Below are 16,035 nucleotides of genomic sequence, written 5' to 3' on the forward strand. Positions count from 1 at the left end.
ATGGAAAATATCGAGTATCAAGCATCGCATCTAAGGACTGGCGCGCAAGTGTTAGTGGACAGCCTGCAAGAGCAAGGCGTCGAGATGATCTTTGGCTATCCGGGTGGCGCCGTCTTACCGTTATATGACCAATTATATGATGCCGCGATTCCAAATATTTTGACGCGTCACGAGCAAGGGGCGATTCACGCCGCTGAAGGCTATGCCAAAGCTACTGGCAATGTGGGGGTCGTTTTAGTGACTAGCGGACCAGGTGCTACGAATGTCGTCACTGGTATTGCTGATGCCATGAGTGATTCCGTACCGTTGGTGGTTATCACGGGGCAAGTGGCGGTACCAGGAATTGGCAAAGACGCTTTTCAAGAAGCGGATATTCTAGGTATCACGTTGCCGATCACGAAACACAACTACCAAGTCCGCTGTGTCGATGAGTTGCCGAAAGTGATCGCTGAAGCCTTTCACATCGCTTCAACTGGTCGTAAGGGACCAGTTGTCATCGACCTTCCGAAAGATATTACCCTACAAGAAACCGCCGAAACCTGCTCGTTGCCGATCACAAGGAAAAGCTATCAACCGACTGCAGAGCCATCTCGTCTGCAAATCGAAAAATTGATGCAAGTTCTAGAAAAAGCACAGCGACCAGTGGTACTGGCGGGTGCAGGCGTGATCGCTGCCGAAGCTGCGGCTGAACTAAATGCATTTATTGCCAAGTACAAGTTGCCGACAGTCACAACGTTGCTCGGCTTAGGCTTGCTGCCAAGTGATCATCAATTTTTCTTGGGCATGGGCGGTATGCATGGCACCTATGCGGCGAACATGGCTTTATCGGAAGCCGATTTGATTATCAATATCGGCTCTCGCTTCGATGATCGTTTAGCAACGGCCGGCAGTCAGTTCGGCAAGCAGGCGATCGTTGCTCATATCGATATCGACCCAGTAGAGATCGGCAAGATCGTAGAAACTAAGATCCCAATCGTTGGCGATGCCAAGGCTGCTTTGCAACAAATGCTGCGCTATAAGCCAACAAGAGGAACATGGTCTGACTGGTTGGATCTATGCCAAAAACGGAAAAAGGAAAAACCTTATCGCTATGATCGCACTCAGACACAAGAAATCAAACCGCAAAAGGTCATCGAAGAAGTAGGACGTTTGACCAAAGGAGAGGCTTACGTCATTACCGATGTTGGGCAGCATCAAATGTGGGTCGCGCAGTATTATCCGTTTCGCTTTCCTAAACAATTGATTACCAGTGGCGGACTGGGCACGATGGGCTATGGGATCCCTGCGGGAATTGGTGTCCAATTTGCTCATCCAGAAAAAATGGTCGTGGTGTTTGTTGGCGATGGTGGATTTCAAATGACGAACCAAGAATTTGCGATTTTGAATGAGTATGGCTTGAATGTCAAATTTGTTTTGTTGAACAATCGTTCGTTAGGAATGGTCCGTCAATGGCAAGAAACCTTTCATGGCAAACGACGCTCTGCCTCTGTTTTTGCACAACAACCTGATTTTGTTAAACTGGCACAAGCTTACGGCATCGAAGGCTGTCGGATCGATGCCCCAGAGCAACTGGCAGATCAATTGGCAGCAGCTTTTTCTCAATCAGGACCGCAGCTGATCGAAGTAATGGTCTCGCCCTCAGAGCACGTGCTGCCGATGATTCCACCGGGGAAAGCCAATCATGAAATGATGGGAGTCTAAGGAGATGAAACGGGTATTAGCAGCAATCGTTCATAATGAAGCAGGTGTTTTGAGCCGCATTACGAGTGTCTTAAACCGCCGACAGGTCAATATCGAGAGTATCTCTGTCGGCACAACGGAACGGCCAGAATTTTCACGAATGACGATCATTGTCAACGTGAACGATTTGGCAGAAACAGAACAAGTGACTAAGCATCTGAACAAACAGATCGATGTCTTGAAGGTTTCTGATATCACAGAAATTCCTCATATCGAACGGGAGCTGGTGCTGATCAAAGTCAATGCACCAACTACCAGCCGCTCGGAGATCCAAGCAGTGATCGATCCGTTTCGAGCGCACATTGTCGATGTCGCACTGAAAACGATCGTTGTGCAAGTTGCCGGCGATACAAAAAAGGTAGAAGCATGCATCGAAGTTTTGCGTCCCTACGGGATCAAACAGTTGGCACGAACAGGGGTCACGGGTTTTACAAGAGGGTAAGTGCAATTTTGAATTGCTTAAAATAAAGAAAGAATTCGGAGGAAACAAGTATGGTAAAAGTATATTACAACGAGGAAGTTACAGATAATCTAGGAGACAAGAAGATTGCGATCATCGGCTATGGCTCTCAAGGGCACGCCCATGCGCAAAATTTACGGGACACAGGCCATGAAGTCTTTATCGGCATTCGTGAAGGAAAGTCAGCAGAAGCTGCAAGAAACGACGGGTTCGAGGTCTTTCCAGTAGCCGAAGCCACTCAAAAAGCGGACGTAGTCATGATCTTGGCACCCGATGAGATCCAAGGATCGTTGTATAAAAATGAGATCGAACCGAATCTTTCTGCCGGCAATGCATTGGCATTTGCGCATGGTTTCAATATTCATTTTGATGTGATCGCGCCGCCAAAAGAGGTGGATGTGTTTCTAGTTGCGCCTAAAGGACCGGGCCACTTGGTGCGCCGAACCTTTACCGAAGGGTTTGCGGTGCCAGCCTTGTTTGCAGTCTATCAAGATGCAACTGGCAACGCACAAGCGACAGCTTTATCTTATGCAAAAGGCATTGGTGCCACACGGGTCGGTGTTTTGGAAACCACCTTTAAAGAAGAGACCGAAACCGATCTCTTTGGGGAACAAGCCGTGCTTTGTGGCGGTTTGACCAGTATGATCGAAGCTGGCTTTGAAACATTGGTAGAAGCCGGGTACCAACCGGAATTGGCGTATTTTGAAGTTTGTCATGAATTGAAACTGATCGTTGACTTGATTTATGAAGGAGGCTTCAAAAAAATGCGCCATTCGATCTCAAATACGGCAGAGTATGGCGATTACGTTTCCGGTGCACGGGTGATCACCGCGCAAGCCAAAGAGAACATGAAAGCCGTATTGACAGATATCCAAAATGGTCAATTCGCGAAAGGATTCATTGAGGATAATCAAAATGGCTTCCCTGAATTCCATAAAATGCGTGAAGAAAACGGCAACCATCAAATTGAAAAAGTCGGTAGCGAATTACGGAAAATGATGCCGTTTGTTGCGAAAGATTAGAGGTGGCGCATTTGTTGGTGACAGTTTCTGCAATCGAACAAGCCTACGAGCGACTGCGGGGAGCAGTTAGTCATACACCGCTGCAATATGATCGCTTTTTATCTGAAAAATACCAAGCGACGGTTTTATTGAAACGAGAGGACTTGCAAAAAGTCCGCTCCTTCAAATTACGAGGTGCCTACTATGCGATCACCCAGGCAGATCCTGAACTAACTCGTCGTGGGGTCGTCTGTGCCAGTGCTGGGAATCATGCCCAAGGCGTTGCTTATACCTGTCAAGAACAGCAGATCCATGCGGTCATTTTCATGCCGACAACGACCCCGCAACAAAAAATCGCGCAAGTGCTCTTTTTCGGCGGTGACTACGTCAAGATCGAATTGGTGGGAGATACCTTTGATGCGGCGGCGCAGGCTGCCAAACAATTTGCCAAAGAAGAACAAATGGCTTTCATTGCTCCTTTTGATGATCCCAATATTATCGCAGGACAAGGAACAGTAGCTGTGGAAATGTTGGCTGATGCTGAAAAGAAACAAGTAACGATCGATTTGGTGGTGGCTGCCATTGGCGGTGGTGGCTTGATCAGCGGAACCGCAGCCTATTTGAAAGAAAAGCAACCGAAGATAAAAGTTGTTGGAGCAGAACCTGTAGGAGCGGCCTCGATGCAAGCAGCCTTTGATCACCAAGGACCGGTGGCTTTAGAGCATATTGAAACCTTTGTGGATGGTGCGGCAGTCAAACAAGTCGGAGCTCAAACCTATGCTCATGCCAAACGCTACGTAGATCAATTGGTAACGGTGGAAGAAGGTGCAATCTGCCAAACGATTTTAGAATTATACAGCAAACAAGCGATCGTCGCTGAACCAGCTGGTGCCTTGAGTGTGGCAGCTTTGGATCTGATCAAAGAGCAAATCAAAGGCAAAACAGTCGTCTGTATTGTGAGTGGCGGCAACAATGATAGTTCCCGCATGGCTGAGATCGAAGAGAAATCACTGATTTATCAAGGATTGAAACATTATTTTATCGTCAACTTCCCGCAACGTCCCGGTGCGTTGAAGGAATTTGTTAGCCATGTATTAGGGCCTGATGATGATATCACGAGGTTTGAATATACGAAAAAAATCAATCGTGGAACAGGACCAGTAATGCTGGGAATCTTGTTGAAACACAAAAAAGATCTACCCGCATTACTGTCACGAATTGAACAGTTTGACCAAAACTATATCAACCTTCAGCAAAATCAATCACTTTACTCGCTTTTGGTTTAGAAAAAAACATGGTTTCCTTTGTAATAACAGGAAATCATGTTTTTTGTTTTTTGGCATAGAAACATGGGACAAATCGGCGAAAAATACTTCCTAATGGTTAGCGATTTAGTAGGTGTTTCAGCGGCTTCTTGCTATAATAGTAAGTAGTAGCAACAAAGGAGTGAGCCGATGGAAGCTGTTTTTTACAGAAATGAGCAAGAAACTCAGATTTCTTACGGTGAAACACTGGCATCGGTCATGAAAGAACAGTCGATCGAGCCGCAACAGGTGATCATTTTGACGAATCAGCGTTATTATGACCGCTTTTCAGAAAAAGTAACACGCCTGTTTTTGCCGCGCGAGGTCAATTGGTATATTTGTACCAACCAAATGTATTGCAACAACTTTAGCGAATTTAAGGCCGCAATGGATTTCTTCGGTCGCTTTTCTAAGCAAGAGTCCTTGTTGATCGTCGGATTTGGGAATGAAGGTGTATTGGCACTGAGCAGTTTTATCCATGCGACTTCGGTTCTAACGACAAAGCTTTGGCTGATTCCCGTCTCCTTGCGGGCTTTAGCTAAAAGTGTCAAAGAAACAGCGATCGTTGTGAAAAAGCCAGATATCCCGATGTTGCAAAACCCTAACACACCACAATTTGTTATTTTCGATCAGACGATTGCCGAAAAGCAGATCGATGGGAAACTGGTGGACTTTTTGACCCTGATCCGTGGTGGCGTGCTTGCCGATAGCGATTTTTTAAAAGAGCTTTATCGAACGTATCCCAGTCATCAGGCGTTGATGAGACACTCATTGGCAGCATATACCAATCAGCTGATCCAATTGTATCAGCAGTCGGGCGGCGAATTGGAGGAGTTTGGGCAACTCTTTACCGATGCTGCTTATCGAACGGAAAATGGTCACTTGCTGTCTGATGCGATGAAATTGTTCTTTGGCTTTTTGTTTCATTTTATTTGGACAGTCCAGCAGCAGCAATTGACTGTCGATCTGCCGGTGTTTTGCCAATGGCTTGCCCGATTAGGCTTTCCTATCGAATTGCCCGAATCTTTTTCCTTAAGCGAGTATTTCAGCCATGTACTAGAATTGCAGCAAAAAGAAAAAAAACTGTTATTTTTGGCAAAAGTTGGTACAATAGGGGGCAGAACAGAAATCGAGGAAAAAGATCTTGTCCAGACGATGGAGACTTATCACCGATTAATCAATGAGATTCGAGGGGTCTAGATGGAAACTTATAGTGAAAAAATGTTAAAAGCACTAGCCGCAGAAGAGTTGGCTGAAGCACAATTGAATTTTACCGAAGCACTGCAAAAAGATGATGATGAAACACTCGGCGCTTTGGGCGATGAATTATTGCAGATCGGTTTTTTAGAAGAGGCAAAAACGTTATTTGAAACCCTGCAGCAGCGGCACCCTGAAAATGAAGCTTTGCTGCTTCCTTTAGCAGAAATTGCGATGGAAGAAGATCAGATCGAAACGGCCTTTGCCTATATCGATCAAATTCCGCCAACGAGTGAAGCGTATCTGCAAGCCTTGTTATTGAGTGCGGATCTCTATCAACTGATCGGTATCCCGGAAGTCAGTGAAGCCAAATTAAAAGAAGCGCAAAGCCTTGTGCCAGAGGAACCCTTGATTCGCTTTGCCTTAGCTGAGTTAGCTTTTTCAACGGATCGCTATCAAGAAGCTGTTGACCTTTATCAAGGATTGTTGGAAGAAGAAATTACGGATATTTCAGGGATCTCAATCGTTGAACGGACTGGGACTTCATTGAGTATGGCAGGTAAGTTTGAAGAGGCATTAGAATACTTTGAAGCAAGCTTAGAAGACGAACAGACGGATGAGCGTCTCTTTCAAACAGCTTTAGTCTATTTGCAGCTGAAGGAAAATGAACAAGCGATACGCTACTTGCAGCAGTTGCGGGTCATGAATCCCCAATACCGGGCCTTGTATCTCTATTTGGCTGAAGCATTGCAAGAAGAAGAGCAGCTGGAAGAAGCGCAACGTGTGATCGAGGAAGGAATTCATGAAGATCCATATCAAGTAGATTTCTATCATTTTGCTGCCGAGAATGCTTATCGACTTCATGACAGTGAAGCAGCCGAATCATTTTTACTTAAAGCACTGGAAACTGGTGAAAAAGAAGAGGATACCTTGCTGACCTTAAGTAATTTATACTTGAATGAAGAGCGTTGGCAAGAAGCGATCTTGGCGATCGAGCGAATGGAGGACAATGAACAGCCTCACGCTCTATGGAATCTGGCGCAAGCCTTCAATGCGTTAGAAGATTTTGACAAAGCAGCAAAATATTACGAAGCAGCCAATGCTGATTTGCATCATGAACCAGCGTTTATGAAGGAATACGGCATTTTCTTACGTGAAGAAGGACGTTTGTCTGAAGCACTTCATTTGCTGCAACATTATTTGGCACACGAGCCAGGTGATTTAGAAGTACAGTCGATCGTGGAGGACTTATTAGAAAGATAGGTGAGAGAAATGAACGTCAATGTACAAGAAAAGAAAAAGTTTCTTAATTGGTTAGTTTCGACCGTTTCCTTCAGTCGTCGTGAAGTCTCTTGGGTGTTGAACTATCTGGCGAATCATGAAGCGATCTTGACCAATGTTCATTTTGTAGAAGGGGCCGCTGCAGCCAAACGAGGGTTAAGTGTCCACAGTACGGAAATTGGAGGCGAACCCTTTGTCTTGAGTATCGAGGGACAGACCTTTTATGACATTGATCAGATTTTTCATGAGATTCGCATGAATTGGAAACAACCGTTGTATCTTGAATGTCTCTTCCCAGATTCTTGGTCGCAATCCCTATATTTAGCTGTTCTGGAAGACAATCCCTATGAACGGTGGAACGACCACTTGGATCAAGAAATGACCCAACATGTTACCCAGTACCTTGAAAAAGAAGAAGCAAAAACCAAAATCGATACCTTGTATCGGCAGATCGATCGAGCATTGGAAAACGGGGATCGTGATGCCTTCTTAGAACTTTCCGATGAAGTAAATCGGCACTTGCTCCAGCAAAAAGAAGAAAGCCGGTAACAAGCAAAAAGCAGTCCTTTAATCGGGGCTGCTTTTTTTATGTCATTATTTTGTTTTAGAAACAGCGGTTTTGCGCTGTAAGAACCGCGACTTAGGCCTTAAGTAGGTAAAGCCTTCGCCTTCGACTTCATGGACATTGATGACCGAAACAAACGCTTGCGGATCAAAGTCATGAACGATGCGCTTGACTTCAGAAATCTCCCGTCCACTGACCACCATATATATGATTTGTTTCGATACTCTTGAGTAAGCCCCTTCGCCCTGTAAAAACGTGACACCGCGTTCTAATTCATCCATTAAAACAGGAGCCATCTCTTCGCTGTGATTGCTGATCACTAAGATCCCTTTCGCTGAATAGCCGCCGTCTAGGATCGAATCGATCACACGCGTGAAGACATAAGAAAAAATCAACGTATACATCATGCGGTTCAAATCTATATAGGTCAAAGAAAGCAACAGGACGAATACATCGAAGATCAAAAGCGACCGCCCGATCGTCACCCCAAAGTTTTTCTCTAAAATACGTGCCAATACATCGACGCCACCTGTTGTTCCACCAACTTTGTAGACGATCCCACTACCGATTCCTGCAATCAAACCGGCTAAGAGTGCGACGATCAGTAGATCGTGCTGTAGATCGATCAACAGGGGAACACTCTGCCAAAAGGCCAACCAAAAAGACAAACCAAGGGTTCCTAAAATCGTATACACTAATGAGCGTCGACCAAGAATTTTGCCACCGATCAAAATGATCGGAATATTTAAGATCAACGTACTAATGGCAGGATTGATTCCCCATAAGGCTCGCAGGATCAAGGTAATCCCTGTCACACCGCCTTCTGCTAAATCATTTGGGATATTTAGATAGACTAGACCGAAGCCATAAATACTCGTACCGAAAATAATCAAAACAATGTCGCGAATCGTTCGCCATGAAAAAAATGCCCGCATCCTGTTTCCTCCGTTATTCAACTTCCACAAGTATCAATGTAGCACGAAATCATTGAATGTACAACAAATCCTGAGGGGGCTCTATCTAGGCAGGCAGCCATTCTTTTGGTAAGATAAACGAGAAAGGGTGAAGAAGATGACAGAAAAACGTTCTTTGGCATCGATGCAAGAAGAAGTCGATGCCTATATTCAACAATTTAAAACTGGCTATTTCAGCCCCCTCGCCCAAATGGCTCGTTTGACCGAAGAAGTTGGCGAATTGGCGCGAGAAGTGAATCACTATTACGGGGAAAAAAATAAAAAAAGCGATGAAGTTGAAAAGACCGTGGCAGAAGAACTCGGTGATGTACTCTTTGTGACGATGATCATGGCTAATTCACTAGACATCGACCTGACTGAAGTGTTTGAGGAAAATATGGCAAAATTCAATCAGCGGGATGCGTATCGTTTTGAAAGAAAAGATGGGAAAGTACATGAAGCTGACTAAACTACCAAAAGAATTTGCAGAAGCTGCACCACTCCTAAAAAAAATCGAAGCCGCAGGCTATGAAGCCTACTTCGTTGGCGGCAGCGTGCGGGATACGATCTTAGGCCAGCCGATCCATGATGTCGATATTGCTACCAGTGCATTTCCAGCCGAGATCAAGGCGCTTTTTCCTCGAACCATTGACATTGGTATCGAGCATGGGACGGTGCTGGTCTTGTGGGAGCATGCACAATATGAGATCACCACGTTTCGAACCGAAGCCGCCTATCAAGATTATCGTAGACCTGACAAAGTCGATTTTGTCCGTTCCTTGAAAGAAGATCTAAAGCGGCGGGATTTTACCATCAATGCATTGGCACTTCAAGAAGATGGGGTCATCATTGATCTTTTCGATGGACTTGCAGATATCGAAAATCAAATTTTACGAGCAGTGGGTCACCCACAGGAACGGTTTCATGAGGATGCGCTGCGAATGATGCGGGGGCTACGTTTTGTCAGCCAATTAGGCTTTGTTTTGGAAAAAGAAACGTTGGCTGCTATCCATACGAATCATGCCTTGTTAGGAAAAATCTCTGTTGAACGGATCATGATTGAATTCGTCAAATTACTGTTAGGCAATCATCGTAATCAAGCATTACAGGCTTTCGTAGAAACCGAATGCTATATCTACTGCCCAGGCTTACGGGAATATGGCGAAGCGTTGTTGCGGATGGCAGACTTGCCCGCGATTCCTTTAGAAACCGAAACGGCTGCTTGGGTTTTGCTCATTGACCAAATCGGTTTAGCGCCAGAGGCAGTCCGCAGCTTTTTAAAAGCTTGGAAATGTTCCAATGACTGCATCCGCCAAGTACACACGGCTTATCAAGCACTGCTAATGCGTCGAAACGGCGAATGGAACGATCTGCTGTTGTATCAGTTCGGTCTCGAAGCGACCTATTTAGCCGAGGGATTATTGCGTTATGACAAGCTGCCCAATGATCCAGCAAAAATCAGTCAGCGGTATCAGCAACTACCGATCCATTCTTTGAAGGAGCTGGCGATCAATGGACGCGATTTGCTGCAGACAGTTGATCGTTCTTCTGGTCCGTGGCTCAAAGAAGTCTTGGCTGCTGCCGAAGCTGCAGTCATCACACGGAAAGTTCCTAATGAGAAAGAAGCACTATTGGCATTTGCCCAAGCATATTTAGCGAAGGAGGGATAACTGAAGAATGGAAAGTAAAAAAGACTTTCTCGTTGACCTTCAAGACACTGCGGCTGTTATGGGTTCTGGGGGCTTGGCAGTTTTAGCAACCCCTCGACTGGTAGCAATGGTGGAAAACACCTGTTGGGAAGCACTTGAGCCTACTTTAGATAAAGGGTTTACTACCGTGGGTACAAAGTTTTCGATCGATCATTTAAAACCTTCCCCGGTCGGAGCAACAATCACTGTTTTTGTCCAATGGGAAAAAGAACAAGGATTCCAGTTTGATTATCAGGTGACCGATGGGTCTCAACAACTCATTGCCAAAGGGACTCATCAACGAGCGGCGGTGGAAATCTCTCGGTTTATGAAAAAAGTCAACGAAAACCAAAGTTAATTTGTGTCCCAGTAGCGACTATGTGTTAGAATTAAAATGTATTATTAATAAAAAGGAGCGTTTTGTCATGGCTAGAGAAATGAAAGCTTTAAAATTTTATTTCCGTAATGGAGAAACATGGACGATCGAGCGCCGTTACATCGGTGACTTGTGGATCAAACAAATCACGACCAGTTTTGGCCGTATCCACGGAAGTGAATTTGTTGAGATTCATCCATGTGCTGGGTTCAAAATTGAAATCTTCCAAGAAGGCGATCATGTGGCAACACATGACATCAACTTAGGCGGACTTGAATTAGGGATGTTTGCTCGTGCGTTGAAATATGAAGATATTGAACGGATGGAAATTCTTTACCGTAACGGTACACCGGATCTTGTGTATTTCCCATACAAGGACAAAGATACGGAAGGATTGGATAATGTATACCAATCAACAAAAATCAGTGAAAAAACGAAGAGTCTGTATATCGTGATCGACCCAAATCAAACGGTTGATGACGTTTATCAAGAACATTTCGAAGAATAAGAAAAACGCAGAACCAGCTGGTTCTGCGTTTTTTTAGAATGATTCTTGGAACATATCCGTATACTTTTTTAATAAAAGATAATCTTCGGCATATTCATCTTTTAAAACGATCGTATCGCCAAAAAAACTTTTACGAGCATGTTGAATGATCCGATGCTGAATGTCTTTTTCCAGAAGGTAATCGATCTCAGACTGTTTCAGGTTTTGTGCAGCAGTCGCCCGATTCTTTTCTACATATTGCAGCAAATCGTACTCAAGGTGTCCTGCACCATTGATGACTCGTTTGTATTCGATTTTGTCAATTTTCATCTGCTCACACTCCTTGCTATTAAAGTACCTTAGAAAGGAACAAAGGGGGAGATGAATGAATCGAAATTACATAAATCTTTAAAAAATAGACCATTTGTTAATGTTATCTTAAGAATTGTGAGCACAAAGGAAAGAAACAAATTTATGTAACTGTCGTTTGCGAACCATTAGCTATCGATTCTTTCTCCGTTTGCTGATGGACAGGTCCTATGTTGGCGATCCCATCTAGACCACCAGCATGACCACCAACTAATTTGCTACGGGCAATGGCACGAGCGCCTTCCATCCGGCTTGTGGCGTGAACGATCGAAGTGAAGCCGTATTTTTCACGAATCTTATCGATGATCAAATCTAATTTACGTTGGCGCAACTGCGTTTCTGCCTGCTCAAAAAGATCCAGCTGGACATTTTCTGTATAAACCAATTTTGAATAGGTAATACCGATGTGGCGAACGACTTGCCCCGTATAAAATTTTCGAAAGAGAAACAGGCAATGAGCCACAAGTTTGCGGGTATTGTCAGTTGGCGGGATCTTCATTTGTCGGGAAAAACCAGAGGCAGTTTCCCCAAAGGCTACGCCGATGTAAACATTGATACAAGCGGTCTGACAATGATGGCGGCGAATTCGGGCGGCAACTTGCTCCGCCATTTCCTTGATGACGATCTCAATTTCTTCTTGCAAGTAATAATTGCGATGTAGGACCTGACTGTTGCCATAACTTTTTTCCATGACCTGCGGTGTCGGTTCAGCTAAAATCGTGCGATCAATGCCGTGAGCGTGATGGTAGAGCTGCTCACCAATGATCCCCATGCGGCTGCGCAAAAGATCAGGACTGGCATGAGCCAATTGTTCGATCGTTTCAATCCCCATCAAGTGAAGTCGTTTTTCTGTGCGTCGACCGATTCCCCAAAACTCCGTCATAGGGGCGATTTGCCAAACTTTTGTCGGTACATCTTCGTAGGTCCATTCGGCAATCAAGGAACGGTTGTGTTTGGATTCGTTATCCAAAGCCAATTTTGCTAACAAAGGGTTGTCGCCAATACCGATGGTGACATACAATTTCGTTGTTTCGTAAATGTCTTTTTGAATTTGCTGGGCAATCAGCCATCGCTTTTCTTCGCGAGAAATGGTTTTATCGGGAATGAAAAGATCCAGTGTACGGGTCAGATCCATCATCGTTTCGTCAATTGAATAGATCAGCAAGTCGTCTTGTCCGACATATTTGCGAAAGACATTATTGACTTTGGTATTTTCTTTGATATAAAAACTCATACGTGGCGATGCTTTGTATAAATCCGGATGCGTCGGCAGATTGTCATTGCGAGTCACGTTTGAGATTCCTAATGCCGATTTTGCCTTGGGGGAAGCCGCTAAGATTAAGCCGTTTCCAGTATTGTCAGAATGAGACATGACGACCAGCATCGCTTGGATAGGGTCTAATCCGCGCGAGATGCATTCGACAGAAGCATAAAAACTTTTGACATCGATAAATAAGATATCGCGTTTTGGCTCGAGCGCATAATTAAAACCACCCATTTTTATCACTCCTTAACGAAATTATACGAACGTTTGTTCTTTTTTGTCAAGCGAACAGGAGCGGATGAGTGGATTTGTTTTTTTATAGAGATATTATTTTCGTTTCTAACTGAGGGAAAACGTTGGTTTATAAGAAATACATTCGATTCAGATTGTCAGAATTCGATTGGACATTAAAACGGGATTTTGTCTTTTTACCCGCCGGAATGATTAAAAAAACAGCCGATCCATTGGATCGACTGTCGCTTTATGGATCAATTTTCGGCAGGTAGCGTTGCAAACAAACTTAAGAGATTGCCGTCTATATCTTTGACGATGGCATAGCGTTGCCCCCAAAAGGCAGACCAGGGTTCTTTGAAAGACTGATACCCGGCAGCTACGACTTTTGCATGAAGGGCATCAACTTCTTCAGGGGAATCACATAAAAAGGCTAATTCAATCGTATCACCCACAGTCATTGGTGGATGTCCGTAGATCCCGGCAACCATTTTGCGGCTATTCAAGGAGATGCGAACACCATCATTTGCTAATTCCATATAATCTTCTGAGTGCTGACCTAATGGCGTGAAGCCAAGTACTTGATAAAAAGCCAGTGCCTGTTCCATGTTCTTTGTGATAATACCGACCATATCTAGTTTCATTTTTTTCTTCCTTTCATGTGGGAATTCTTTACATAACAGTCCATGCAGTTGCGAGCAATGAAGATTACTTAGTTTCTGTCAGACGGTAATGGTGCAATCGTTCAGCCAACGTACCAGTATGCAGTTCAAACAAATGGTTGTCATCGTCGTAAAAATAAATAGAAGCACCTTCGCCTTTAATACGAGCACGATCTTTTTCAATCTTCAATCCTAGTCCTCGGATGCGCGTAATCAAGGAATCGATTTGAGTTGGATCGATTTTAAAGGCAATATGGTTATACGTTTTCGGCAGCTTCTGGGAGGCATCCTCCATAACAGCAAGCCATAAGCCATCGATCAAAAAGAATTTTTCTGGGAAGTAAGAATGAGACTGGTCTCGGCTATCATAAATTTCCTCTGCTTCAAACAATGTTTCCAGCATCGTTGTCGTCTTTGCTAAATTCTGTACGATCAACGTGATATGGGAAATCTCCATCGCATCAACACTCCTTTGTTATGACGAAATAGGGGAAAGAGAAACAATTAGTATCAAAAGAAGCATTATGTTAGTGATTGTGAAATACCAAGAGGAAGAGCAGAACATAAAACAGTGCATCTGTTGCGCAAGGAATAAGTTTCTTCTTGTATTTTGTCCAAAAGAAGACATTTATTAAGAAGAGGACAATCACCGTCGGTAGGCTAAAGGTCCAAGCAGGGTGTTTGATGAAAATGAAAAGCATATTTCCAATAAGAGCAAAAAGAAAAGCGCCATAAAACAGACGATAGTTACTAGGTAGATACGTAAAATTGCCAAGCATGGGTTCACCTCCTATAGGCAGTATAGCATGAAAGGGGCGGCTGGTACTCAAAGTATATTGAAAGGACAGCTAGAAGAAAAAGCTGGTTCACGTTCTATGTGCCGCCTTTGTTGAACATTAGTTTCTTTTTTTCATTATACATTAAAATTTATTTATACGTCGCTTCAAAGAAAAAGTTGGTTCAAAAGTTCAAAGCAAATAAGTGAAAATAGGGGAGTGGTTGTGTAAAGAGGGAAATAAAAATGCAGCAGCTATCATTGCAAAATGTCTGAAAAAAAGAAGTTCGCAAACGCCTTGGTTATCAGCGTTTGCGAACTTCTTAAATAGTATTATTTTGTTTCGCGGTGTAAAGTAACTTTTCTTTCACGTGGGCAATATTTTTTCTTTTCCAAACGATCAGGATTGTTACGTTTGTTTTTGTTTGATAAGTAGTTGCGTTCTTTACAAGAAGTGCACTCTAATGTGATGTTTACGCGCATGATTTTCCCCCCTAACGATACAAGAATCCTCTAAGAAATCTCTCAGACTAAAATATAATAGCATGTTTCGTGAGGGAATGCTAGCTTTTTCCTGAAATTTGTTAAGTAGTTTTACTTGACGAATTTCAGGGAACGTATCACTTCAATTTGCCTTGGATATCTTCGATCATTTTGGTATAGGCGATCGGACCGTTGTAGAGCCAGCTTGATTCAGGGCCGAATTCCCATAAATGATTGTTTTTGACTGCATCGAGATTTTGCCAGACTTGTTCACTGAAAAAATCAGCGCCTTTATCACTATTCACTAAAATCAAGTAATCGGCATCCAATTCTGCCAGCTTTTCAAGAGAAACCGCAGACCAATCGGCAGTGGCACTTTCACTGATTTCTGAAACTAGTGTGGGAACTTCAAAACCGAGTTCATGATAAAGTAGCTGACCACTTGATTTTGTTTCTGAAACCATGAAGACGGAATTATTGACCACCCATAAAACAGCGATCGACTTGCCTTTGATTTGATCAGCATAAGCTTCTTTGGTAGCAGCGACTAAATCATCATAATCGGCTTCTACTTGGGCAGCTTGCTCTTCTTTGTGTAAGACCTTTGCGATATCTGTCAAGCGTTCACGCCAGGTCACGTCTTCGCCATTTGTGACCACATAAGTTGGCGCGATCTTGCTGTATTGTTCATATTTGTCACCTTCCACCATGGAACTGCTGTCCATCAGTAGCAGGTCTGGTTCAAAGCTCAAGACATCTTCATAGGGCAGATCATAATTGATTCTTGGCACATCTGCTAGTTTGTCTTGCAAGTATGCTTGATCACTGTCATTGCCGACGGTCCATTGAGCAACTGGTGTTACCCCTAATGCAACCAAATAATCTTCCAAATAACTACCGATCACCCGTTGTGGGTTTTCGGGAACAGTGACTTCATTTCCCATCGCATCGGTAAAGGTTGTTGCTATTTCTGAAGAAGTAGTGGCTGATCCACTGCTATCCGTTGAGTCATTATTCGCGCCGCAAGCACCCAGTAGGGTAAGGAAGCAGGCAGCTAGTAGGGTAAGCCAAGTACTTCTTTTTGACCATTGTTTCATAGAAAAAATTCCTCCTTTGTTACATGTTGAGCACTTATTGCTTTAATTGAGAATAGTTCTCATTTGCTGATAGCTATTATCACGAAGAATCCCTCGTTTGTC

19 protein-coding genes are annotated in these 16,035 nt (G+C 43.8%); 11 read left to right on the plus strand and 8 right to left on the minus strand.

Annotation, left to right across the window (positions count from 1 at the left end):
- The 7 genes from ilvB (at position 1) to ENLAB_RS14250 (ending at position 7,532) form a co-directional block, all read left to right on the plus strand.
- Positions 1–1,701, plus strand: a complete 1,701-nt coding sequence (gene ilvB, locus ENLAB_RS14220; protein ID WP_142962832.1) for a biosynthetic-type acetolactate synthase large subunit — start codon at positions 1–3, stop codon at positions 1,699–1,701.
- A gap of 4 nt (positions 1,702–1,705) precedes the next feature.
- A complete protein-coding gene (gene ilvN / locus ENLAB_RS14225) occupies positions 1,706–2,182 on the plus strand; it encodes an acetolactate synthase small subunit (RefSeq protein ID WP_077452643.1) in 477 nt (158 codons plus the stop codon).
- 50 nt (positions 2,183–2,232) lie between these two features.
- Entirely contained in the window at positions 2,233–3,222 is a 990-nt protein-coding gene (gene ilvC, locus ENLAB_RS14230; protein WP_077452642.1) for a ketol-acid reductoisomerase, read from the plus strand.
- An 11-nt stretch (positions 3,223–3,233) separates the two neighbouring features.
- The gene (ilvA, locus tag ENLAB_RS14235; protein WP_228078977.1) at positions 3,234–4,487 is read left to right on the plus strand and encodes a threonine ammonia-lyase IlvA; all 1,254 of its coding nucleotides are present in this window, start codon (positions 3,234–3,236) and stop codon (positions 4,485–4,487) included.
- Between the two features lie 168 nt (positions 4,488–4,655).
- Complete coding sequence (locus ENLAB_RS14240; protein WP_244351700.1) at positions 4,656–5,705, plus strand: hypothetical protein; 1,050 nt, start codon at positions 4,656–4,658, stop codon at positions 5,703–5,705.
- Positions 5,706–6,965, plus strand: coding sequence for a tetratricopeptide repeat protein (locus ENLAB_RS14245; RefSeq protein ID WP_194195300.1), 1,260 nt, complete (start codon positions 5,706–5,708; stop codon positions 6,963–6,965).
- A gap of 9 nt (positions 6,966–6,974) precedes the next feature.
- Positions 6,975–7,532, plus strand: a complete 558-nt coding sequence (locus tag ENLAB_RS14250; RefSeq protein WP_244351702.1) for a YpiB family protein — start codon at positions 6,975–6,977, stop codon at positions 7,530–7,532.
- 45 nt (positions 7,533–7,577) lie between these two features.
- Here ENLAB_RS14250 and ENLAB_RS14255 read toward each other — a convergent pair whose 3' ends face one another.
- On the minus strand, positions 7,578–8,483 hold the full coding sequence (locus ENLAB_RS14255) for a YitT family protein (protein WP_244351703.1): 906 nt from the start codon (positions 8,481–8,483) through the stop codon (positions 7,578–7,580).
- 136 nt (positions 8,484–8,619) lie between these two features.
- Between ENLAB_RS14255 and ENLAB_RS14260 the strand changes: the two genes are divergently transcribed.
- From ENLAB_RS14260 to ENLAB_RS14275, 4 genes are all read left to right on the plus strand, one after another.
- Complete coding sequence (locus ENLAB_RS14260) at positions 8,620–8,970, plus strand: nucleotide pyrophosphohydrolase (protein WP_016621021.1); 351 nt, start codon at positions 8,620–8,622, stop codon at positions 8,968–8,970.
- The gene (locus ENLAB_RS14265; protein ID WP_244351705.1) at positions 8,957–10,171 is read left to right on the plus strand and encodes a CCA tRNA nucleotidyltransferase; all 1,215 of its coding nucleotides are present in this window, start codon (positions 8,957–8,959) and stop codon (positions 10,169–10,171) included. Before ENLAB_RS14260 ends, ENLAB_RS14265 begins: the two co-directional genes overlap by 14 nt.
- Before the next feature lie 7 nt (positions 10,172–10,178).
- On the plus strand, positions 10,179–10,547 hold the full coding sequence (locus ENLAB_RS14270) for a thioesterase family protein (protein ID WP_077452636.1): 369 nt from the start codon (positions 10,179–10,181) through the stop codon (positions 10,545–10,547).
- A gap of 67 nt (positions 10,548–10,614) precedes the next feature.
- Positions 10,615–11,073, plus strand: coding sequence for a hypothetical protein (locus tag ENLAB_RS14275; protein WP_008381061.1), 459 nt, complete (start codon positions 10,615–10,617; stop codon positions 11,071–11,073).
- Between the two features lie 33 nt (positions 11,074–11,106).
- On the opposite strand, the gene ENLAB_RS14280 is transcribed toward ENLAB_RS14275, so the two are convergent.
- The 7 genes from ENLAB_RS14280 to ENLAB_RS14310 all read right to left on the minus strand — a co-directional run bounded on the left by ENLAB_RS14280 (position 11,107) and on the right by ENLAB_RS14310 (position 15,933).
- The gene (locus ENLAB_RS14280; RefSeq protein ID WP_074933093.1) at positions 11,107–11,382 is read right to left on the minus strand and encodes a hypothetical protein; all 276 of its coding nucleotides are present in this window, start codon (positions 11,380–11,382) and stop codon (positions 11,107–11,109) included.
- Positions 11,383–11,524: 142 nt separating this feature from the next.
- Positions 11,525–12,919, minus strand: a complete 1,395-nt coding sequence (locus ENLAB_RS14285) for a Y-family DNA polymerase (RefSeq protein ID WP_077452635.1) — start codon at positions 12,917–12,919, stop codon at positions 11,525–11,527.
- A gap of 254 nt (positions 12,920–13,173) precedes the next feature.
- Positions 13,174–13,560, minus strand: a complete 387-nt coding sequence (locus ENLAB_RS14290; RefSeq protein ID WP_077452634.1) for a VOC family protein — start codon at positions 13,558–13,560, stop codon at positions 13,174–13,176.
- A gap of 64 nt (positions 13,561–13,624) precedes the next feature.
- Positions 13,625–14,035: a FosX/FosE/FosI family fosfomycin resistance hydrolase gene (gene fosX, locus ENLAB_RS14295; RefSeq protein ID WP_244351707.1), complete on the minus strand. Its 411-nt coding sequence runs from the start codon at positions 14,033–14,035 to the stop codon at positions 13,625–13,627.
- A 70-nt stretch (positions 14,036–14,105) separates the two neighbouring features.
- The gene (locus ENLAB_RS14300; RefSeq protein WP_074933086.1) at positions 14,106–14,357 is read right to left on the minus strand and encodes a hypothetical protein; all 252 of its coding nucleotides are present in this window, start codon (positions 14,355–14,357) and stop codon (positions 14,106–14,108) included.
- Positions 14,358–14,686: 329 nt separating this feature from the next.
- A complete protein-coding gene (gene rpmG, locus ENLAB_RS14305) occupies positions 14,687–14,836 on the minus strand; it encodes a 50S ribosomal protein L33 (protein ID WP_005229384.1) in 150 nt (49 codons plus the stop codon).
- 137 nt (positions 14,837–14,973) lie between these two features.
- Positions 14,974–15,933, minus strand: coding sequence for an ABC transporter substrate-binding protein (locus tag ENLAB_RS14310; protein WP_244351709.1), 960 nt, complete (start codon positions 15,931–15,933; stop codon positions 14,974–14,976).
- Positions 15,934–16,035 lie beyond the last annotated feature (102 nt).

The sequence above is a fragment of the Enterococcus innesii genome (genome assembly GCF_022846515.1).
Classification (GTDB): domain Bacteria; phylum Bacillota; class Bacilli; order Lactobacillales; family Enterococcaceae; genus Enterococcus_D; species Enterococcus_D innesii.